General features: G+C 66.6%; 18 protein-coding genes and 1 tRNA gene. 4 read left to right on the top strand and 15 right to left on the bottom strand.

Annotation, left to right across the window (positions count from 1 at the left end):
* Positions 1 to 43 precede the first annotated feature (43 nt).
* Together murA and AC2TZ7_RS05955 are read right to left on the bottom strand one after the other, a co-directional pair.
* Positions 44 to 1312: a UDP-N-acetylglucosamine 1-carboxyvinyltransferase gene (murA, locus tag AC2TZ7_RS05960; protein WP_083077647.1), complete on the bottom strand. Its 1269-nt coding sequence runs from the start codon at positions 1310 to 1312 to the stop codon at positions 44 to 46.
* Between the two features lies 1 nt (position 1313).
* Positions 1314 to 1484 carry a hypothetical protein gene (locus tag AC2TZ7_RS05955; RefSeq protein WP_165756964.1) on the bottom strand — a complete coding sequence of 57 codons (171 nt, stop codon included), beginning with the start codon at positions 1482 to 1484 and terminating at the stop codon, positions 1314 to 1316.
* Between the two features lie 118 nt (positions 1485 to 1602).
* Here AC2TZ7_RS05955 and AC2TZ7_RS05950 point away from each other — a divergent pair.
* A tRNA-Thr gene (locus AC2TZ7_RS05950) sits at positions 1603 to 1677 on the top strand.
* Positions 1678 to 1705: 28 nt separating this feature from the next.
* Here the strand turns inward: AC2TZ7_RS05950 and AC2TZ7_RS05945 are convergent.
* From AC2TZ7_RS05945 to AC2TZ7_RS05925, 5 genes are all read right to left on the bottom strand, one after another.
* The gene (locus AC2TZ7_RS05945) at positions 1706 to 3013 is read right to left on the bottom strand and encodes a sigma-54-dependent transcriptional regulator (RefSeq protein WP_489866223.1); all 1308 of its coding nucleotides are present in this window, start codon (positions 3011 to 3013) and stop codon (positions 1706 to 1708) included.
* The gene (locus AC2TZ7_RS05940) at positions 3010 to 4773 is read right to left on the bottom strand and encodes an ATP-binding protein (protein WP_489866222.1); all 1764 of its coding nucleotides are present in this window, start codon (positions 4771 to 4773) and stop codon (positions 3010 to 3012) included. Before AC2TZ7_RS05940 ends, AC2TZ7_RS05945 begins: the two co-directional genes overlap by 4 nt.
* Before the next feature lie 22 nt (positions 4774 to 4795).
* Positions 4796 to 5179, bottom strand: a complete 384-nt coding sequence (locus tag AC2TZ7_RS05935) for a DUF1850 domain-containing protein (protein WP_489866221.1) — start codon at positions 5177 to 5179, stop codon at positions 4796 to 4798.
* The gene (locus AC2TZ7_RS05930; protein WP_489866220.1) at positions 5176 to 7257 is read right to left on the bottom strand and encodes a TRAP transporter permease; all 2082 of its coding nucleotides are present in this window, start codon (positions 7255 to 7257) and stop codon (positions 5176 to 5178) included. Before AC2TZ7_RS05930 ends, AC2TZ7_RS05935 begins: the two co-directional genes overlap by 4 nt.
* Before the next feature lie 72 nt (positions 7258 to 7329).
* Positions 7330 to 8280 carry a TAXI family TRAP transporter solute-binding subunit gene (locus tag AC2TZ7_RS05925; RefSeq protein WP_489866219.1) on the bottom strand — a complete coding sequence of 317 codons (951 nt, stop codon included), beginning with the start codon at positions 8278 to 8280 and terminating at the stop codon, positions 7330 to 7332.
* 309 nt (positions 8281 to 8589) lie between these two features.
* On the opposite strand from AC2TZ7_RS05925, the gene AC2TZ7_RS05920 reads away from it, so the two are divergent.
* On the top strand, positions 8590 to 9624 hold the full coding sequence (locus AC2TZ7_RS05920; protein WP_489866218.1) for an AbrB family transcriptional regulator: 1035 nt from the start codon (positions 8590 to 8592) through the stop codon (positions 9622 to 9624).
* An 8-nt stretch (positions 9625 to 9632) separates the two neighbouring features.
* Here AC2TZ7_RS05920 and AC2TZ7_RS05915 read toward each other — a convergent pair whose 3' ends face one another.
* The 5 genes from AC2TZ7_RS05915 to AC2TZ7_RS05895 form a co-directional block, all read right to left on the bottom strand.
* Positions 9633 to 10268, bottom strand: a complete 636-nt coding sequence (locus AC2TZ7_RS05915) for a hypothetical protein (protein ID WP_246831640.1) — start codon at positions 10266 to 10268, stop codon at positions 9633 to 9635.
* 52 nt (positions 10269 to 10320) lie between these two features.
* Positions 10321 to 10455 (bottom strand): aa3-type cytochrome c oxidase subunit IV, encoded by a 135-nt coding sequence (locus AC2TZ7_RS05910; RefSeq protein ID WP_078521743.1) that lies wholly within the window; start codon positions 10453 to 10455, stop codon positions 10321 to 10323.
* 61 nt (positions 10456 to 10516) lie between these two features.
* Entirely contained in the window at positions 10517 to 11011 is a 495-nt protein-coding gene (locus AC2TZ7_RS05905; RefSeq protein WP_489866217.1) for a DUF6173 family protein, read from the bottom strand.
* Complete coding sequence (locus AC2TZ7_RS05900; protein ID WP_489866216.1) at positions 11008 to 12060, bottom strand: MBL fold metallo-hydrolase; 1053 nt, start codon at positions 12058 to 12060, stop codon at positions 11008 to 11010. Before AC2TZ7_RS05900 ends, AC2TZ7_RS05905 begins: the two co-directional genes overlap by 4 nt.
* Positions 12057 to 13748, bottom strand: a complete 1692-nt coding sequence (locus AC2TZ7_RS05895; RefSeq protein WP_489866215.1) for an acyl-CoA dehydrogenase — start codon at positions 13746 to 13748, stop codon at positions 12057 to 12059. Before AC2TZ7_RS05895 ends, AC2TZ7_RS05900 begins: the two co-directional genes overlap by 4 nt.
* A gap of 114 nt (positions 13749 to 13862) precedes the next feature.
* On the opposite strand from AC2TZ7_RS05895, the gene AC2TZ7_RS05890 reads away from it, so the two are divergent.
* Positions 13863 to 14825, top strand: a complete 963-nt coding sequence (locus tag AC2TZ7_RS05890; protein WP_489866214.1) for an L-threonylcarbamoyladenylate synthase — start codon at positions 13863 to 13865, stop codon at positions 14823 to 14825.
* A gap of 82 nt (positions 14826 to 14907) precedes the next feature.
* Here the strand turns inward: AC2TZ7_RS05890 and AC2TZ7_RS05885 are convergent, their stop codons facing one another.
* Complete coding sequence (locus AC2TZ7_RS05885) at positions 14908 to 15468, bottom strand: YqgE/AlgH family protein (protein WP_078521749.1); 561 nt, start codon at positions 15466 to 15468, stop codon at positions 14908 to 14910.
* 173 nt (positions 15469 to 15641) lie between these two features.
* Between AC2TZ7_RS05885 and AC2TZ7_RS05880 the strand changes: the two genes are divergently transcribed.
* Positions 15642 to 16499: a protein-disulfide reductase DsbD domain-containing protein gene (locus AC2TZ7_RS05880; protein WP_489866213.1), complete on the top strand. Its 858-nt coding sequence runs from the start codon at positions 15642 to 15644 to the stop codon at positions 16497 to 16499.
* Positions 16500 to 16524: 25 nt separating this feature from the next.
* Here the strand turns inward: AC2TZ7_RS05880 and AC2TZ7_RS05875 are convergent, their stop codons facing one another.
* Together AC2TZ7_RS05875 and AC2TZ7_RS05870 are read right to left on the bottom strand one after the other, a co-directional pair.
* Complete coding sequence (locus AC2TZ7_RS05875) at positions 16525 to 19893, bottom strand: efflux RND transporter permease subunit (RefSeq protein WP_489866212.1); 3369 nt, start codon at positions 19891 to 19893, stop codon at positions 16525 to 16527.
* A 1-nt stretch (position 19894) separates the two neighbouring features.
* Complete coding sequence (locus AC2TZ7_RS05870) at positions 19895 to 21355, bottom strand: efflux RND transporter periplasmic adaptor subunit (protein ID WP_489866211.1); 1461 nt, start codon at positions 21353 to 21355, stop codon at positions 19895 to 19897.
* Positions 21356 to 21366 lie beyond the last annotated feature (11 nt).

Below are 21366 nucleotides of genomic sequence, written 5' to 3'. Positions count from 1 at the left end.
CTCTGCATTCGATATGGGGAAGACGGCGGGGATTGCCAGCCGATCAATTCGCTTTCACGCGCTCGATATGCGCACCGACGCCCGCCAGTTTCTCCTCGACGCGCTCATAGCCGCGATCGAGGTGATAGACACGGCTGACGACGGTCTCGCCTTCCGCGGCCAGCCCTGCGAGGATCAGCGACACGGAGGCCCGCAGGTCGGTCGCCATCACCGGCGCGCCTTTGAGCTTCTCGACGCCATGGACCGTCGCATGACCGCCATGGACGTCTATATTCGCCCCCATCCGCACCAGTTCAGGCGCGTGCATGAAGCGATTCTCGAAAATCTTCTCTTCCAGAACGCTGGTGCCCTCGGCGGTGCAAAGAAGCGCCATCATCTGCGCCTGAAGATCGGTCGGGAAGCCGGGGAACGGCTCGGTCGTTACGTCGACCGCGCGGATGCGGCCATTCTTGCGCGCGACCTTGAGGCCGGTATGGGTCTGCTCGACCGAGATGCCCGCCGCGTCGAGTTTCTCGCAGAAGCTCTCCAGCAGATCGATTCGACCGCCCAGGCACTCCACCTCGCCGCCGCAGATCGCGGGTGCGAGCATATAGGTGCCGAGCTCGATCCGGTCGGCGACCACCGGGTGAGTCGCGCCGTGCAGCCGATCCTTGCCCTCGATCACGATTTCAGAGGTGCCGTCGCCCTCGATCTGCGCACCCATCGCACGCAGGCATTTCGCCAGATCGACGATTTCCGGCTCGCGGGCTGCGTTCTTCAGCACGCTCGTGCCCTTCGCGAGCGAGGCCGCCATCAGGAAGTTCTCGGTCGCGCCAACGGACGCAAAGCGCATCTCGTGGGTGGCGCCTTTCAGCCCGCCCTTCGCTTCGGCATGCAGATAGCCATCCTTCAGCTCGATCTCCGCCCCGAGCGCCGCGAGCGCGTCGACATGGATATCCATCGGGCGCGCGCCGATCGCACAGCCGCCGGGCAGCGACACGACCGCATGGCCCAGACGTGCCAGCAGCGGCCCCAGCACCAGATTCGAGGCGCGCATCTTGCGGACGATTTCATAATCCGCGACCGGGTTGATCTCGCCATGACACGAGGTCGCCAGAACCTTGCCATCCTGCAGCGCAGTCACTTCCGCGCCGAGGCTCGCCAGCAATTCGGTCATCGTGCGGATGTCCGACAGGCGCGGCGCATTGGTCAGGGTCAGCGGCTCATCGCTGAGCAGCGTGGCCGGCATCAGCGCGAGACAGGCGTTTTTCGCCCCCGCGATCGGGATTTGGCCGGAAAGTGGCCCGTTGCCGCGTACGACGATGCTGTCCATGTCAACTGCCCTCGGATTCGTTGTTATTCGGCGGCTTGGATTCGGATTTGCGGGCGCGCGCCTGCGCCTTGCGCCGCTGCAGATTCGCGCGCAGCGCCTGCGCCCGACGCTCTTCGCGGCTCAATTCCGCATCGCGGGAGGTGCCCGATCCATCTTTCTTTCCGCCTGTCATGGCGCCTCGTTTAACCCGCCTGTGAAATCCTGTCGAGAGAGAGCAAGATTTGCCCTTGCACCCCCGCGCGATTGCGTCTAAATCCCCGCCACGGTCGAAGCGACGGACCGAAACCGGCGCTGCTGTAGCTCAGCGGTAGAGCACTCCCTTGGTAAGGGAGAGGTCGAGAGTTCAAGTCTCTCCAGCAGCACCACTTCCCCCTTTCCGAGTAAAACCACCGCCTAATCGGCGCGAATCCCGTAGCGGCTGATCTTGTCGTTGAGCGTGCGCCGCGCGATGCCGAGCGCCTGGGCGGCCCGTTCGGTATTGCCCCGGCAGCGTTCGAGCGTGGCGCTGATCTCGCGCGCCTCATAGGCCGCGACCTTGTCGGCGAGGCTTTGCGGAGCCGAGGGTGCCTCGGTCGGCGCATCGGGCAGATCAAGGCCCAGCGCGAAGCGTTCCGCCGCCGCTTTCAGTTCGCGGACATTGCCGGGCCAGGGGCGGCGCTTGAGCTGTTCGCGCAAGCTATAGGGCAGGTCCGGGAGATCACGGCCATAGCGGCGCGCGGCAAGCTCGGCGAAATGGCGAAACAGCAGAACGATATCCTCGCCCAGAGAGCGCAGCGGATCGAGCGTGATCTCGGCCCCGGCGAAGCGATAGAACAGATCGGCGCGGAAGCTGTCATCGAGCGTGCGCGCGCGCAGATCCGATTTCGTCAGAGCGATGATCCGCAGGTCGAGCGGGCGCAGACGGTTTTCGCCCAGCCGCTCCACCTGACGTTCCTGCAAGGCGCGCAGCAATTTCGGCTGCACCGCCGCCGGCATAGCCTCGACCTCGTCGAACACCAGCGTGCCGCCCGAGGCCGCCTCCAGCTTGCCGGGCTTGTCCTGAGCGCCAGGGAAAGCGCCCGCGACATGGCCGAAGATCTCGATCTCGAACAGCGTCTCAGGCAGCGCGGCGCAATTGAGCGCTACGAACGGCCCCTGCGCGCGGGGGCTAACCGCATGAAGCGCACGGGCGACGAGTTCCTTCCCCGTCCCGGTTTCCCCCGTCACCACGAGGTCGATCTCCAGCGGGCCGAGCGCCGCGATTCGCGCGCGCAGCGCCGCGATCGCCGCCGACTGACCAAGGATCTCCGCCCCGTCGCGCCGCGCGATCTCGTCTTGCAGCCGCCCCAGCTCGGCCCGGGTCGCGCGGGCCCGAAGCGCCCGGTCGACCACCGCCAGCAGATGTTGCGCGTCGTAGGGCTTCTCGAGAAAATCCTCGGCCCCCAATTGCATCGCCTTCACCGCATGCGAGACATCGCCATGCCCGGTGATCATCAGGACCGGCAGATCGGGGCTGCGCGCCTTGAGCGCCTCGAGCAGGCCGAACCCGTCGATCCCCGGCATCCGCAGATCGCTGACCACCAGATCGGGCAGCGCGGGCGCATCGAGCGCCGCCTGCGCATTGGCAAACCCCTCGCAGTCATAGCCGCCCGCCTCGATCAGATCGGCAAGCGCCGCGCGGTGGTCGTCATCATCTTCCACGACATGGATCAGTGCGGTCATACCGGCTCCTTTTCGCGCACCCGTGTGAGCGTCACGATCATCTGCGTGCCCTCCCCCGGCGTCGAGCGGATATCGAGACGCCCGCCGATCTCAGACAGGATCGCCTGCGAGATCGCAAGCCCGAGACCCAGCCCCGAACCCTCCTCCTTGGTCGAGAAAAATGGCTCGATCACGCGCGGCACGTCTTCGGGCGCGATACCGGGGCCGTTGTCGCGGACGCTCAGATGCAGTTCATTTTCCGCGCCTTCCAGACGCAGCTCGACTTCGGGCGCGGGCTGGCCCTCGACCGCATCAAGCGCATTCAAGAGCAGGTTTACCAACACCTGTTCCAGCCGCACCCGTCCCGCATTGGCGAAAAGCGGACCATCGGGGACAACCACGCGCGGCTTGATCCCGAGCGCTCTAGCCCGCGGTGCAACCAGTTCCAGCGCGCTTGCCGCTACGGCGCCGATCTCGACCCGCTCCAGCGCGGCTGTGTCCTTGCGCGAGAAGCTTTTGAGGTGCTTGATCGTGCGCTGCATCCGGCGGATCAGGTTGCGCGCGGTCTCGATGCGGGCGACCGTCTTTTCGGTGCTGCGCGCGGCGCCCATCTCGGCGGCGGCAAGGGTTGCCTCCATCGCGGCAAGCGGCTGGCTCACCTCATGCACGATCGCGGCCGACATCCGGCCAAGCGCGGCCATCTTCTCGGAATGGATCAAGCCTTCCTGGGCGGCGCGCAATTCGGCTTCGGTATGGCGGCGGGCCTCGATCTCGCGGCCAAGAGCGCGGGTGCGCTCGGCCACCTTGCGCTCCAGCATCTCGGATTGGCGCAGGCGCAGCGCCACGAGCTGCCGCCGCTGCGCCTGCGTTTTCGTCAGCGCCAGACCGAGCACCGAGGCCAGCGCCGCCGTCACCCCCGCGATCAGCGCCGAGAGCATCGCGGGCTGCACCGGGGCGGCGGCCACCACCGTCCAGCCCTCGCCGAAAGCAGCAGTCTGGCTGCGCAGCCGCGCGCCGCTCGCATCGAACATCCACGCGGCACTGCCTTGCATCAGCGGCCCCTGTTTCGCGGGATCGCGCCCGGGATAGGTCTTCAGGTCGGCCAGCCGCGCGCGGGCCTCGGGGGCAAGCGGATGGAGCGGGTGATAGAGCCAGTCGGGATTGCCCGAGAGGAACACCACCCCATCGGGATCGGCCACCGCCACCGCCTGGCCCGCCTGCGCCCAGGCCTGTTGCAGCGGGTCGAGATCGACCTTCACCACCACCACACCGGGCGGACCATCGCGATCCCCGATCCGCGCGGACAGGAAATAACCCGGAACCCCGGTGGTCACGCCGATCGCGTAGAAGGCGCCCTGCCCGGTGGCGATCGCGTCGCGGAAATAGGGGCGGAAGCTGTAATCGTGGCCTACGAAAGAGGCCGGGCTGTCCCAGTTCGAGGCCGCCAGCGTCACCCCCTGCCCGTCCATCAGGTAAAGCTGATCGGCCCCCGAGAGCCCCAGCACCTCGGCAAGGTAGCGGTTCGCCGCGAGATCCGCGCCGGGTGCATCGGGCGTGCCGATCACCGCGCGGATGCGGGCATCCTGCCCGACTACGGCGGGCAGGTAGCGGAAGCGGTCAATCTCGGTTTCCAGCGCGCGCAGGGTCAGGATCAGGCTGCGGTCAAGCCGCGCGTCGATGCCCGACAGCGCGATGCGCCATGCACCCACCGCCGCCGCGACGGAGATCGCGCAGACCGCGATCACTCGCCAGAATGTCATGCGCGCGGCAGGCTTGGCCATGCGCCCTCCCTCTCGATCGCTCTCAGCCGTCGTCCGGCGCGGCGGGGCAAGGCGCGATCCGGATCGGCGCCTCGCGCACGGCTCCGATCACCTGACAGTCGACCGAGCACAAAGTCCAGCCCGAGACAGTCGCGCCCGAGGCCGCCAGTTCCAGATCGGGCACGTCGGGGCCGGTCGTGCTCCAGACCCACCAGCCACCCTCGAAATGACCGCCCGGGCCCGGCTCCATCCCCGCGCCCGAGCCTTTCACCGCCGCGCCCACAAGGCGCAGCGTGTTGTGATCGGTCACCTGCCAATGCTCGCGCCAGCCCTCTTTCTCGACCGAATGGGTCCATTCCAGCGAGAACTGGCCCGAGGGGGCCAGCGCGATCATCGCCGCCCCGACCATGAGGCAGGTCGCGCTCATGCCGTGGCCCGCGCGCGGCGCAACCAGAGCGTCGCGCCAAAGGCCACAACCAACGCGAAGCCGATCTCATCGGTCAGCGGCAGCGCCGCGATCAGGGTGAAGCCCGCGACCATCGCCAGCGCACGTTCCCACAGCGCCAGCGGACGGCCCAGCCAACCGATCACCGCTACGCCCCAGAGCGCGAGCGCCAGCAGCGCCTTGATGATGATATAGGCGACCGCGGGCCAGTAGCCGATCTCGGCGGCGAGCGGGCCACCATCCTGCAGCATCAGCGCGGGCGTATAGACCGCCATGAAGGGCACGACGAAACCGGCGGCGGCGACCTTGATCGCCTCGAAACTGATCCTCAGCCCGCTTTCCTTCGCGATGGGCGCGGCGGCGAAACAGGCGAGCGCGACGGGTGGCGTCAGATCCGCGAGGATGCCGAAATAGAAGACGAACATGTGGCTCACGATCAGCGGCACGCCGAGATCAAGCAGCGCCGGACCCGCGATCGAGGAGGTGATGATATAGTTCGGGATCGTCGGGATCCCCATGCCCAGCACGACGCAGGTGATCATCGTCAGGATCAGCGAAAGGAACAGGCTCGACTTGCCGACACCGACGATGAACTGGCCGAAGGTGGTGGCCGCGCCCGTTAGGGTCATCACGCCGATGATGACGCCAACCAGCGCGCAGGCAATCCCCACGGGCAGTGCGGTGCGCGCGCCATCGGCAAGGCTGTCGCGGCAGATCGCCAGCGTCTCGCGCCCGCCCTTGTTGAAGGCATTGATCGCGACCAGCACGGCCACCGCGCCCAGCACCGCCCAGATGCCGATCTCGAAGAAAGCGGCTGCGACCAGCGCGATCACCACCCAGAAGATCATCCGCAGCACCTGATTGGGTAGCCCCAGCGCGACCGACCCGCCAAGGATCAGAAGCCCCGTCAGCGACAGGCCCACCGTGCCCGCAAACAGCGGCGTGTAGCCCGAGAACAGCAGGTAGACGAGCACAGCGAGCGGCAGCAGCAGATACCAGCCCTCTTTCAACGCCTTGCGCGGGGAGGGCAGCTCGGATTTGGCAAGGCCGCGCAGGTCGCGCTTGCCCGCCTCCAGATGCACCATCCAGAAGGCACCCGCGAAATAGAGAATCGCCGGGATCAGCGCGGCTTTCACCACCTCGACGTAATCGACGCCTAGCGTCTCGGCCATGATGAAGGCCACCGCCCCCATCACCGGCGGCATGATCTGCCCGCCCATCGACGAGGTCGCCTCGACGCCGCCCGCGAAGGCCGGGCGATAGCCGAAGCGCTTCATCAGCGGAATGGTGAATTGCCCGGTGGTGACGACATTGGCCACGCCCGAGCCCGAGATCGTGCCCATCAGCCCCGAGGACAGCACAGAGACCTTCGCGGCCCCGCCCATCTTGTGGCCGACCATCCCAAGCGAGACATCGGTAAAGAGCTTGATCATCCCGGCTTTCTCGAGGAACGAACCGAAGAGGATGAAGAGGAAGATATACGTCGCCGAGACATAGGTGGGGATGCCGTAGATCCCTTCGGTGCCGAAGCTCATCTGCTCGATAACCTGCTCGAAAGCGTAGCCGCGATGGTTGAGCGGCGAGGGCAGGTATTGCCCGAACATCGCATAGGCGAAGAATGTGCCCGCGATGATCGGAAGCGCCGGGCCCATCAGCATCCAGGCGGCGGTGAAGACGGTGATCAGAAGCACCACGCCGACGACGAGATCGAGCGTGTTCGGATCGCCTGCACGCAGCAGGAGCGGCGTGTATTCGATCCATTGATAGGCGGCGACGGCCACGCCACCGGCCGCGAGCAGGTAAGCGACGGAACGCCCGAGCGGACCATAGCCCTTGGCAAGCGAGAGAAGCGGGAAGCCAAGCGCCAGCAGGAAGCCCACATGGACAGCCCGCGCGACCTGGCTCGAGGGGTTGATCACATGCGCGGCGAAGGCGATCTGCCAGACCGAGAAGGCCACCGCGAGCCAGAACAGCACGCGCCCCTCGCGGCTATGCGGGAACCCGTCTGCCAGCGGGTCATGCACCACGGCATCGACCGCCGCTTCCTTATCCATATCCATCACTCTCTCCTCCCTCGAAAGGCGAGGGCGACCCGCCCGAACGCGCCGCCCTCTCCATGTGTCTGCGCGGCGTTACTTCAGAATACCGATTTCCTTGTAGTAACGCTCGGCGCCCGGATGCAGCGGGATCGGAAGACCCTGCACCGCCGCCTCGGCCGAGATGCCATTGGCCGCCGAATGCGCCGCCTTGAGCGTGTCGAGATGCTCGAAGAGCTGCTTGGTCATCTGGTAGGCTTCCTCATCGGACACGCCTTCGCGGGTCACGAGGATATTCGTGATCGCCACGGTCGGCACATCCGCATCCTGGCCCGGATAGGTGCCCGCCGGGATCACGCCCGCCTTGTAGGGCGCGCCCAGTTTCTCGGCGATATCGGCCGGGATCGCGACGAAGGTCACCTCCTGCGTCGTCGAGAGGTCCTTCAGCGCCGCGTTGCCGAGACCCGAGGACTGGAAGGTCGCGTCGAGCTGGCGGTTCTTCATCAGTTCGACCGATTCCGAGAACGGCAGATACTCGACCTTGCCCAGATCGTCATAGCTCATGCCCGCCGCGTCGAAGATCTTGCGCGCGTTCAGTTCGGTGCCCGATTTCGCGGCGCCGACAGAGAGGCTCTTGCCCTTGAGATCGGTGATCGTGGTGGCACCCGCATCCTTGAGGGCCGCGACCTGAATGAAGTTCGGGTAGATCGCCGCGATGGCGCGCAGCTTGCCCAGCGGCGCCTTGAAGCCCGCCTCCGGGTTGCCCTCCCAGGCGTCCTTCACCGAATCCCCCAGCGCGAAGGCCAGCTCCCCCCGGCCTTGCTGCAGCAGGTTGAGGTTCTCGACCGATGCCTTGGTCGACTGCACCTGCACGCGCGCGTCGGGCATGGTCTCGCCATAGACTTCCGACAGCGCCACGCCGAGCGGATAGTAGACGCCCGAGGTGCCCCCGGTGAGAATGTTGATGAAGTTCTCGGCTTTCGCGACGGGCGCGCTCAGCGCCACTGCCCCGGCGATCAACGCGCCGAGCTTGATGTTCTGGAACATCCTTTCCTCCCATATGTCTTTGCCCGCATTGAAAGCGGGACTGGCTCTAGGGTGCCCGGTTTCGCGCAGGGATCAATTCAACTCACACCGCTGCGACAAGAAAGCTGGCAGATCTCTGCGCGGGCTCTGGCAGAACCCCGCCACGAGCGCTGCGCAAAGCCGATATGCCGGGCAATTTCCGCCCCTATTTCGCTGGGCGCTTGACGCTACGAGCCCTATCTGCTCGGAAGCACCTGATTTCCGTCTTCAAAGCCCCCTATGCGCTCATCGCCTCCCTTCCGATACGCCCCCGACCGCTGGCCCCCTGCATTGCGCTGGGCCGTCCTCCTCGCAGGCTCCGCGCTTCTGGCCTTCGCGCTGAGTCTCGCGCATCTCTCGGCGGCGCTTCTTCTGGGGCCGATGGCGGTCGCGATCGCGCTTGCCGCGAGCGGCGGGGCGGTGCGGCTGCCGCCTCTGGGCTTCATCGCGGCGCAGGGTGTCGTGGGCGTGATGATCGCCTCGAAGCTTCCCGCCTCGATCCTGCCCGAGATCGCCCGCGACTGGCCGATCTTCCTTGCCGGGACGCTCTCCACCGTGCTGGGGGCGAGCGTGCTCGGCTGGGTGATGGCGCGTGCGGGCGGCTTGCCCGGCACGACGGTGATCTGGGGCTCCTCCCCCGGCGCGGCGACCGCGATGACGCTTATGTCGGACGATTACGGCGCTGACATGCGGCTTGTCGCCGTGATGCAATATACCCGCGTCGCCTGCTGTGCGATCGCCGCAACTGCCGTCGTGCAGATTTTCGGCGTGGCGCAGGCGAGGGATGTCGGCGCGGCACTCGCCGAGCAAGGCCCGATGGGCTTCTTCGCCGCGGTCGAGACGCTCGCGCTCGGGATCGGGGCGGCCTTTCTGGGCGTGCGGCTGCGCATTCCGGGTGGCGGGCTGCTGCTGCCGATGGCCTTCGGCTTGATCGCGAGCGCCACGGGCCTTCTGGAGATCACCCTGCCCCAGACCGTGCTCGCAATCAGCTATGCGGTCGTCGGCTGGGGGATCGGGATGCGCTTCACCCGCGCCGTGCTGCGCCATGCCGCAAGGCTGCTGCCACGCATCCTCGGCTCGATCATCGCGCTGATCGCGCTCTGCGCCGCCTTCGCGATGGGATTGGTCTATTTCGCCGGGATCGAGCCGGTGACCGCCTATCTCGCCACCAGCCCCGGCGGAGCGGATTCGGTCGCGATCATCGCAGCGGGCACGCAGGTCGATGTGCCCTTCGTCATGGCGATGCAGATTGGCCGCTTCCTGCTGGTGCTGATCGCAGGTCCCGCACTCGCCCGCGCATTGTCACGCAGGCGAGGCGATGTCTGAAGGCTCGGTCAGTTTCTGAACTGGGTGTCGCCGTGATTGTAGGGCTGCTGCTGGATCATCAGCACGCCGGAATTGTCGTCGGGATCGTTGTCGTAGTGATCCTTCTCGGTCACGCCCGGCAGCTGCCCGAACGCCTTCGACAATTTCAGCGGCGAGAAGGTGAAGGGCACCTTGTCGTGCAGCCACGGCATGTCGCGCAGCGCGCTCGACACCGAATCCGCACACATCATCTTGTTGACCGAACCGTTGCGCTCCACGCGGGCCATCAGCTGATCGGCCTGCGCCATCGTGATCGGAAGCTTCTGGGCCCGCACATACCAGCTTTCGCGGGCATGATAGTCGATGTAGAATTTCCGCATCTTCTCGGTAATGCCGAAATGCACATCGTGGCGCTCGGGCGCCCAGGGATGATTCCAGGTGCCTGCCGGATCGAAGATGATCCGCTCGCGCCCGTTGATCAACAGCGCCGAATGGCCGCCCGACCCGGTATTGGTCGAGATCACGGTATAGAGCGTAACCGAAGGCGGCTCGTCGGAAACATAGCGATATTTGGCGACCTCGGCATCCGAGGCATAGATGTTATCCGCCCCGCAGCCAGCCAGAAGAAGCGGCAGCATCAGGCAGACAAGAAGCACGCGCATCATCTGCCCGATCTCCCGTTCCCAAGCGTGTCTTTTTCAGCCGCCGCCGGTCGCGTCAGCCGCCTACGAGAGCGAGAAACACCAGAAAGCAGATGATCACAATCACCGAAATCGTAACGAAGCGAACAAAACCGCTGAATGTTCTCTCCTGATCACGAATGTCCATATTGCCCGGTTTATACTCGGCCATTGCGCGTTCTCCCTTTTGCGCTGTCTCCCAGAGGGAAAACTAGCCGAGCCGCGACAAGCTGTCACGCCTCGTCTTGAGGCTTCGCGTCGTCAGACGCATTTTCTTCCTCCAGCGCGCGGGCGAGCCGGAAGCCGATCCGGCGCGGCGCTTCGTCTGCGGCCGGTTTCGGCTGGGCGATCAGCATCACATTGAGCTGGTTTACATGCTGGATAAGCTGCGTGTGCGCGCCGTATTCGTCCGTGCCGTAGAAGGTGAGGATGTCGGGGTCGAAAAAGCCGATCCCCTCGATCTGCAGCACGCCCGCCTCGCCGCCGGTGAGGCCAAGCACGACCTCCTCGTCTTCCTGCAACTGCTCTTCGAAGTTCTGGATATAGAGCAGGACCCGCTCATAGGCCCATTGCGCCGGGCTCTTATCCTCGGGCCGTCCGCGCGCCTGTTCGGGCGGAAGCGGTTTGACCTCGGCGGTCTTCGGCGCGTTCTCCGAGGTATGCACCACCTTCGCATTCGGAAGGGCGGCTTCCTCATGGGCTTCGGCGGTAGTGCGTATCTCGGTCATTTCAGGCTCCAGAGCCAGGCGCCGTCCTCTCGCAAGGTGCGGCTCACCTCCCCTTTGTGCCAAAGATGGTTGAGATGCGCCATCGCTTCGACCATCGCGAGCCCGTGAGTGCTCTCGTCGATCTGGCGTTTGAACAGCGGCGGGAAGCACTCGCAGGCGGTGCGCGGGGTGTCGAGATGCTTGCGCAGACGTTTCAGCGCGCCTTCATGGTTCTCGATCATCTGGCGCAGCCGCAGCGGCAGCCCGGTGAAGAGCAGCTTGTGGCCGGGCAGCACGAGGTGACGATCCTCCGCGATCTCGGCAAACCGCGCGCAGGAGGTCAGCCAGTCGGCGAGCGGATCGGCCTCGGGTTCGGTCGCATAGACGCCGAGATTGGCCGAGATCGAAGGCAGAAGCTGATCGCCGCCAAGAACCAGATCGTCGTCGAGGCTCCACAGCGTCGCATGTTCGGGCGCGTGCCCGTCGCCCATCTTCACCGCCCAGCGCCGCCCGCCGAGGGTGATCTCGTCGCCTTCCACGATCCGGGTGAAGCCAAGCGGCAGCGCGTGGACGCAATCGGCGAAGTTGAAGGGCCGTTCATTGGCGCGTTTGTCCAGAAGCGCCGGGTCCATCCCGGCGCGCCGGTAATAGGTCAGAGTCTCGGCCACGGGCCGGTCCTGCGGATCGAGTTCCAGCATCCGCGCGAACAGCCACGAGGTCCGGGTCGTGATCAGCTCCGCGCCCTGCTCCTGCAGCCAGCCCGCCAGCCCGATGTGATCGGGGTGGTAATGCGTCACCAGAACCTTGGTGACCGGCTTGCCGCCCAGCGGGCCGTCCATCGCCGCCTGCAGCGCCGCGCGGCATTTGCGCGTGTCGATGCCGGGATCGACCAGCGCCCAGCCATCGCCCTCATCGAGCGCGAAGCAATTGACGTGATCGAGCGCCATCGGCAACGGCAGACGGATCCACATCACCCCGGGCGCGACCTCGACCGCTCCGCCTGGCTCGGGCGGCTCCGCCCAAGGGTAGCGGATGCCATTCGTCGACACGGGAGCGCCGTCGCCCCTCATGCCTCGAGATCTTCGACGCTCAGCGCGTAGAGCCCGTCAGCCCCTTCCTTCGCCTGGGCCAGCGAAGCCGAATAGGCGGGCATCAGGCGACGAATATAGACGGCGGCCAAGTGACCGCGCGCGGAATCACGCCCCTCGGCCATCGCGGCGCGCAGGTGGTAATAGCCACCCAGCACCCGCGCGAAGGCATCGAGATAGGGCACGGCCCCCGCGAAACGGTCCTGCATGCCCTGGCTCACCATCCATTCGGTATGCTCGCGCAGTTCCTCGGCGGCCTGCCAGACGTCTTCGGCCAGCACCGGGAAGGCCTCGCGCGCGCCCTGCGCCTCGTCCTCGATCTCCTGCAGCAGACGGAAGGCGGCCTTGCCCTCGTCCATCATCTTGCGGCCCACAAGGTCCATCGCCTGAATGCCGTTGGTGCCCTCGTAGATCGTGGTGATCCGCACATCGCGCAGATATTGCGCCGCACCGGTCTCCTCGATGAAGCCCATGCCGCCATGGACCTGCACGCCGGTCGAGGCCACGCGGATGCCCATATCGGTGCCGTAAGCCTTCGCGATCGGCGTCAGCAGCGCCGCGCGGGCCTGCCAGTTCGCATCATTCGTCGCGCGCCCCATGTCGATCGCGACGCCACAGGCCAGCGCGATCGAGCGTGCCGCGAAAATCTCGGCCTTCATGCCCGCCAGCATCCGGCGCACATCGGCATGCTCGACGATCGGCGCGAATTGCACCCGGTCCTTCGCATAGGCCAGTGCCTGCTGATAGGCGGCCTCGGCCACGCCGATGCCCTGCGCGCCGACGTTCAGACGCGCGTTGTTCATCATCGTGAACATCGCCGCCATCCCCTTGTTCTCTTCACCGACGAGCCAGCCGGTCGCACCCTCATAGCTCATCACGCAGGTGGGCGAGCCGTGGATGCCCAGCTTGTGCTCCAGCGAGACCACTTTGAGCGAGTTGGCCACGCCCGGTTTACCGTCGGCATCCGGGATCAGCTTCGGCACCATGAAAAGGCTGATGCCTTTCGTGCCGAGGGCCGCATCGGGAAGACGTGCGAGCACGAGATGGCAGGTATTCTCGACGCAGTCATTGTCGCCCCAGGTGATGAAAATCTTCTGCCCCGAGATCGCATAGGTCCCGTCATCGTTCGGCACCGCCTTGGTCTTGAGCGCGCCCACATCCGAGCCCGCCCCCGGCTCGGTCAGGTTCATCGTGCCCGACCATTCGCCCGAGATCAGCTTGGGCAGATACAGTGCCTTGATCTCGTCGGAGGCGTGATGCTCCAGCGCCTCGATCTGGCCCTGCGTCAGCAGCGGGCTGAGCTGCAGCGACAGGTTCGCGCCCGAGAGCATATCGTTGAAGCCGACATTGAGCGCCTGCGGCAGCCCCATCCCGCCATGCTCCGGGTCCGCCGCGATGCCGATCCAACCGCCCTCGGCCAGCGCCGCGAAGGCCTCCTTGAAACCGGCGGGCGAGCGCACAACGCCGTTCTCCAGTTTCGCGGGCGTCAGATCGCCGTCGCGATTGGTCGGCGCGATCACCTCGTCGCACAGCTTGCCGCCTTCGGTGAGGATCGCCTCGACCATATCGGGGGTCGCCTCGGCGAACATCTCGGTAGCCGCGACCGGTGCGAGCGGCACGACGTGGTCGAGAATGAAGCGAATATCGGTGACGGGGGAACGGTAAGTCATGGGTCTCCTCCGGGCAGCTTGGCAATTGCCGCGCGCGCGTCTATGTCCTGTCGGGTTGCCGATACCCTACCGCAAGGGCAGCCCCCTTCAACTCCAACGCTGCGTCACGACTGCATGAGCCAAGACACGAAACTCCTTTCCGCCGATGCCGAGGGCTATGCGCAGGCAGCCGCCCTGCTGCGCGCGGGCGAGCTGGTCGCGATGCCGACCGAGACGGTCTACGGGCTTGCAGGTGATGCGCGCAACGACCGCGCGGTGGCGGCGATCTTCGAGGCCAAAGGGCGTCCGAAATTCAATCCGCTGATCGTGCATCTGCCGTCGATCGAGGCTGCGGAAGAGATCGCCGTGGTCTCCGACGCCGCGCGCGAAATCGCCGCGCGCTACTGGCCGGGACCGCTGACGCTGGTGCTGCCGCTGCGCCCCGAGGCCGGGCTCTCCGATCTGGTGACGGCTGGGCATGACACGGTCGCGATCCGCCTGCCCGCGCATCCGGTCGCCCGCGCGCTACTAACCGAATTCGGCGGGCCGCTCGCTGCGCCTTCCGCGAACCCCTCGGGCAAGATCAGCCCGACCACGGCCCAGCATGTGATCGACGGGCTCGGCGGCAAGATCGCGGCGGTGATCGATGGCGGCCCCTGCGAGGTCGGGGTGGAATCCACCATCCTCGCACTCGATCCGCCCGCGCTGCTGCGCCCCGGCGGGGTCGCGGCCGAAGAGATCGAGGCACTGATCGGCCAGCCCCTGCCCACCGGCGGCGACGCGGCCAAGCCCAACGCGCCGGGGCAGCTCAAATCGCATTACGCGCCCGGCGCCGCCGTGCTGTTGGACGTGACTGCACCGCGCCCGGATGCGGTCTGGATCGGTTTCGGCGGCGATTGCACGACCGCCGATCTGAACCTCTCGCCCTCGGGCGATCTGACAGAGGCCGCGGCGAACCTCTTCGCGTTACTGCGCAAGGGCGACGCGCTCGCCCAGACGCGCGGCCTCACCACGCTCGCCTTCGCCCCGATCCCGGAAACCGGCCTCGGCCGCGCGATCAACGACCGCCTGCGCCGCGCAGCAGCCCCGCGCGACTGATCGCCTCTTCGTTTTGGCTTAAACATCCCGGGGGTGAGGCGCGGACGCGCCGAGGGGGCAGAGCCCCCTCCCCGTTAAGCCCTCAGGCATGACCCGCCGCAGCCGAAAGCGTTCTGGGGTCGATCCCCATACCTTCGAGCGCGCGCACCCATTTGGTCTCATGCTCGGCATCGAGCGCGAGGTCGGCGTCGCTGTCTGCGGTGAGCCAGCCATTGTCGAGGATTTCCTCCTCCAGCTGACCCGGCCCCCAGCCCGCATAGCCCAGCGCCATCAGCGCCTGGTTCGGGCCGCGCCCCATCGCGATATCTTCGAGAATGTCCCGCGTGCCCGTCATCCGCAGGCGGTCGGTGACCTCCATCTGACCCTCGCCGGTCGTCCAATCGGGCGAATGCAGCACGAAGCCGCGCCCGGTCTCGACCGGGCCGCCAAAGAGGATCGGCTGATCGAAGCGGATATCCGCACCGGGCCGTTCGATATCGAGGCTTTCGAGAAGGTCCGAGAAGGCGGGCGTCGGCAAGGGTTTGTTGATGATCAGCCCCATCGCACCCTCGTCGGAATGGGCGCAGACGGCGATCACCGAATGCTCGAATCGCGGATCGCCCATACCGGGCATCGCGATCAGAAACTTGCCTGTCAGGTCCATCTCGCTCCCCTTCGCAGTTGCACCCCATCTCTTTTCAAGGTGGCGCGAGCGGCGCGTCACTTCAAGCCAGACGCAGGAATTGTTTCGCATTGCGGCGCGTCGGGACAAAATGTTGCACGCTTCTGTCGCGTTTGTGACTTCTGAACGTGCAGGGAAGCGACTAGGTAAGACATATGACACGTTTGTTACCAGTCATGGGAATCCTGCTTGGCTGCTGCCCGCTCGGCGTGGCGGCCCAGGAAGCCGTTGCACAGATCGCCGCACAGGAGCAGGTCGCACCGCAAGACGCGTCCATGCCAGCCCTGCCGACGCCCCCGGGGCTGGAGCAGGCGCAGCTGCGCGCAGGCGGAAAAGGCGCCAACGGCACCCGCATGGCGGCGCTGGAGATCGCGCTCGCGCCCGGCTGGAAAACCTATTGGCGCTCGCCGGGCGATGCGGGCATCCCGCCGCATATCCAGTTCACCGGGTCGAGCAATCTCGCTTCGGCCGTGGTCCACTGGCCCGCGCCGGAAGTCTTCCTGTCCTCCGGCATGCGCACCGTCGGCTATCACAACGGCGTTGTGCTGCCGATTTCGGTGACACCGAAAGACCCGGGCAAGCCGGTGCAGTTGAAAGCCGATGTGATGATCGGGATCTGCGACAATATCTGCGTGCCGGTCAGCCTGCATCTGCAGACCGAGGTCACCGGAGACGGCACGCCCGATCCGAAAATTCAGGCGGCGCTCGCGCGCGAGCCGCGCAAGATCGACCCGCAGACGCGCTGCGAGACAGAGCCGACGCGCGACGGGGTCCGGCTGACGGCGCGGGTCGATCTGCCGCCCGCGATCGGCACGGAAAACGCGCTTCTGGAACTCGCCTCGCGCCCGGTCTGGGTGTCCGAGGCCGACAGCCACCGCGAGGGCGACACGCTCGTGACCAGCGCCGACTTCGTGCCGCCGGACGCGAAGCCCTTCGACCTCGACCCCAGCGATCTGCGCATCACCGTGCTCTCGGATCGCGGCGCGGTCGAGATTACGGGCTGCACCGAGTAATCAGCTCACTCAGGGGTCAGACGTATCAGACTTCGGGCGGCGGTCTGTGGCGGATATGGCCGCGCAGCAGCCGGGGCGCGATCAGCCCCGCCCCCATCGCCACCATCCCCGCGATCAACGCGAAGCCTCCGAAGGCGGGCATCAGCGCCTGACCCTCCCACATCGCGCGCCCCAGCGTAAGCGCGAAGCCCACCGCCATCAGCGCCGCAACCCCGGCCAGCACGGCGCGCAGCCGCACGACCCGCACGCCGTGACGCACCGCCTGCACCTGCCGCCCGAAATCGAGTTGCACCGCGAGCACCGCAGGCACGACCAGCAGCACGATGACCATCCCGAAGCCCAGACCGTAGACCAGCGTGATGACGGTGGATTTCAGGAACAGCGCCGAACTCGACTGTTCGTAGAGAAGCGGCGCAAGACCCAGAACCGTCGTCAGCGTCGTCAGCAGCACCGGGCGCAGACGGTCGGCGACCGCATCGACGATCGCGGGCACGATCCCGCGTTTCTCGGCGTATTCGTCGACCGTGGAGATCAGCACGATCGCGTCGTTGATGATGATCCCGATCATCCCGATCCCGCCGACCACGGCGAACATCGACATCGGCAGGTTCCAGACATAGTGGCCCCAGATCGCGCCGACCGCGCCGAAGGGGATCACCGACATCACCACGATCGGCCGTGTCCAGCTCGCGAAGATCCAGGCCAGCACGATGTAGATGCCGATCAGGCACATGATCAGACCGATCAGCGCGTCGCTCATGAAGTCGCGCTCCTGCGCGGCCTGCCCGGTGAGCGTATAGGCCACGCCGCGTTCCTCGGCGATGCGGGGCAGGATCTCGTCGGAGATGCGCGCCAGAATCTCGTTGGCCCGCGCAGGATCATCCTCGGAGACATCGCCCGTGACCGAGACCTGCCGCACGCCATCCTCGCGCCGGATCGTCGAGAAGCCCGTCTGGCTGCGCACCGAGACGATATCGGCCAGCGGCACCCATTCGCCACCGGGCGCACGCAGCTGCATCCGGTCGATAAAATCGGCGGCCAGCTCTTCCTCGGGCAGTTCCACACGGATCGTGGCCGAGCGCACCCCGTCGGGGAAGCTCGCAGCCTCGGTGCCGTTCAGACGCGCGCGCAATTCGCGGCCCAGCGTCGCGATGTCGAAGCCCAGCGCCTCGCCCTGCGGGGTGAGATCGAGGATCAGCTCCTGCTTGTCATAGGCGAGGTTGTCCTCCACCGCCGAAACCTCGGGGAATTGCGCAAGCTGCGTCTTCAGGTCTTCGGCGGCGTCTTTCAGTATGCGCGTCTCGTTGCCCGAGAACTGCACCGCGATCCCGTCCCCCGCCCCGCCGGAGCGGAAGCGGCGGAAGCTGATCTCTTCGACCAGCGGCAGGCGCGGCGTTTCGGCCTGCAACCGCGAGACGAAATCGAAGCTGGAATAGGGGCGGTAATCGGGGTCGATCACCTCGATCGAAAGCGAGCCGAGGAGATCGGCATCCTTGGTATCGGCAGAGGCCAGCCCCCGCCCCGATGCGCCGCCGATCTGCCCGATCGCGTATTCGACGGGGTTCACGCCGTATTCGTCCTCGAATTCCTTCGCGACCTTGGTCACGGTCGCCTGCATCGTGCGCATCATCTCTTCGGTATCGGCGCGGGTCGCGCCCTCGACCATCGAGAAGGCGCCGTTCACCGTCGATTGCTCGGGCGGGTTGAAGAAGCGCCATTGCACCTTGCCCGACATCACGAAGCTGACCTGCCACAGCAAAAGCGCGATCGCCGCCGCGATCACCGGGTAGCGCCCGACGACGATCAGCCGGGTGAGCGGCTTCATCACCACGCGGCGGAACCAGTCGAGCCCGCGATTCACCTGCCGCGAGGGCCAGTCGTACCACTTGCCCTCGGAGGTGTGGCGCAGCGCGTGGCTCATATGGTTGGGCAGGATCACGAAACACTCGATCAGAGAGGCGGCGAGCACCGCGATCACCGTGTAGGGAATGTCGACGATCATATTGCCCATGCGTCCGCCGATCACGGTGAGCCCTGCGAAGGCGATCACGGTCGTCAGGGTCGAGGCGAAGACCGGGGCGGCCATGCGCCGCGCGCCGTTCTCGGCGGCCAGCACCGGATGCTCGCCCAGATGTCGCGCGCGGAAATCGGCATGTTCACCCACCACGATCGCATCGTCGACCACGATCCCCAGCGTCAGAATGAGCGCGAAGATCGAGATCATGTTCAGCGTCATGCCGGTGAAATACATCACCGCCAGAGCCGCAGCCATCGAGGTCGGAATCCCCATCGCCACCCAGAAGGCCGTGCGCGCGTTGAGGAACAAAAACAGCAGCACCAGCACGAGGCTCAGCCCCAGCACCCCATTGCCTACCAGCAGATCGAGGCGCTGCGTGATGGCGTCGGACCGGGTGCGCACCAGATCCATCGAGGTGCCCGCAGGCAGCGTCGGCTGCATCTGGTCGATCACGCCTTCGACCTTGTGCTGGATCGCGATCGCATCGCCCGCCGCCGAGCGCGCGACATTGATCACCACCGCCGCGTTGTCGCCGACGAAATAGGCCCGGTTCCGGTCGCCACCTTCAACGCGGATATTGGCGACGTCGCCCACGGTCAGTTGCGAGCCGTCCGCTTCGGTGCGGATCACGAGGTTCTCGATCTCGGGCGCGGAGCGGCGCTCCTCGCCCGTGCGCACCCGCGTGGCGCCGCCCGCCACCTCCCCCGCCGGATCGGTATTCGCCTCGGCGGAGATTACGTCGATGATCTGAGTCAGCGTGACGTCATGCGCCATCATCGAGACGGTCGGCACTTCGACGACCGTCTCCGGCGCGGCGATCCCGGCAAGCGAGGTGCGCGTGACGCCCTGCTGATAGAGCCGCACGACCGCCTCGTCGCCCAACCGGCCCAGTTGCTCCGGCGAGAGCGGCCCGGTGATCACCAGATCGGTCACCGTGTCGCGCCAGACGCCGCGCGCCACTTCGGGCTCCTCCGCGCCCTCGGGCAGATCGCCTGCCGAGGCCAGCGCGTTCTCGACATCGTTGACCGCGCGGGACATGTCCCAGTCCGGTTCGAAATCGAGGCTGATCCGTGCCGAGCCTTCCGAAGCGCGGCTGTCCGAGGCTTCCACCCCCTCGACCGAGATCAGCGAGGGCTCCAGCACCTGAACGATGGCGCGGTCGACCTCTTCGGCCCCAGCCCCGTCCCATTTCACCGAGACGGTGATCGATTCCTCGACCGAATCCGGGAAGAACTGCGCGCGCATCCGCGGCAGGGCGACGAGCCCCGCGCAGATCATCACGACCAGCACGATATTCGCCAGCGTCGCGTGGCGGGTGAAGAGACCGATCAACCCGCGGGCGGGCGGCAGCTCTCTGGGGTCGAGGCCAGACGCCATCTCAGCCTCCGATCCGGGATTCGAGCTTCTCGACGGTGGCGACGGGCACCTCCTCCTGCTTCAGCTCGGCAAGGAAGCGTTTCTTGGCATTGTCGGGCATCGCGGTATTCGTCTCGACGAAGCTGACCAGCTTGGCGCGGCGCTCGGGAGCGAGCTTGATCGTCTCGGGCGCGGTGGCCGCCTGCGGCTGGCCGGGGCGCATCGGGCGCAGCTTGATCCCGCGGCCCAGAAGCGGCGTGCGCTCGGCCACGATCTCGGTGCCGGGCGCGAATTTGGCGCGGATGATCACGGCATCGCCCTGACGGCGCAGCACGGTGACATCGGCGGCTTCCAGACGATCCTCCGGGCCGAGCACGAGAACCGTGCTATCCGCGTCGACGGCTGCGGCAGGGATTTCTGCGACATTCTCGAGCGCGGGCTCTTTCAGGCGGACGGTCACGAAATCGCCCGGACGCAGATTGCCCAAGCCGTCGGTGACGCGCGCGAACAGCAGGCGCCCCGTCACCCCGTCGTCGACCGCCGCCGAGACGCGCGACAGCTCGGCCTTGGCGGTCAGCGTCTCCTCCCCCGCGACCAGCTCCACTCCCACGGGCAGATCGCGCAGCGCGCCGCGATCGTCGGTCAGGCGCGCGAATTGCGCGGTGGAGACGCGGAAGGCGATCTCCAGCGCGTTCGGGTCGATCAGCTTGCCCAGCATCTCGTTATTCGACACCAGCCCGCCCGCGACCGCGTTCACCTCGGCCAGACGGCCCGAGAATTCGGCGCGAATTTCGGTGTCGGCCAGTTTGCGATCGGCTTCGGTCAAGCTGATCTTGGCGCGGGTCAACGAGGTGCGCGCGGTATCGAGCTGCGCCTGCGCGGTCGACAAGGCCGAACGGCGGTTCAGCACCGCCTGATCGGCCGCCGAGGCCGCCAGTTCCGAGGTCTCCAGATTGGCCGCCGAGCCGACGCCCCGCTCCGAGAGCGAGCGTTGCCGGTCGAGCGCCTTGAGCCGCAGGTCCGCCTGCCGCTGCGCCGCCGTCACATCGTCCTTCGATATGGCCAAAGCGCGCTCCGCCTGCGCAAGCGCGGCCTCTGCCTCGGCCACGGTCGCCGCGGCGCTGTCGCGCGCCGCCTGCGCCTCCGCCGGGTCGAGCTTGACCAGAAGCTCGCCCTTTTCGACCTCCGCGCCATCCTCGAAATCGGGGGCAAGTTCGACAATCGTGCCCGCCGCCGAGGCGCGAAGCTCCAGCTCGCGGGTCGAGCGCACCTCGCCATAGGCGGTCAGCACCGGCGACATCGTCTTGAAGGTGACCGGGATCACATTGGCTGCGAAAACCCGTTCGCGCGCGGTGGGCGCACGCCCGCTCTCGGCATTGCGGGCCTGCATCGCCTGAAAGATCGAGAAGCCGCCCATCGCCAGCAGGCCGACGGTTAGCGCCAGAAGAAACAGCCCCATCAGGGAGCGGGTGAGAAAGCGCATGGCGTCTCCGA

The organism is Thioclava sp. ISO4 (assembly GCF_058105145.1).
This window is presented reverse-complemented; position numbering and strand designations above follow the sequence as displayed.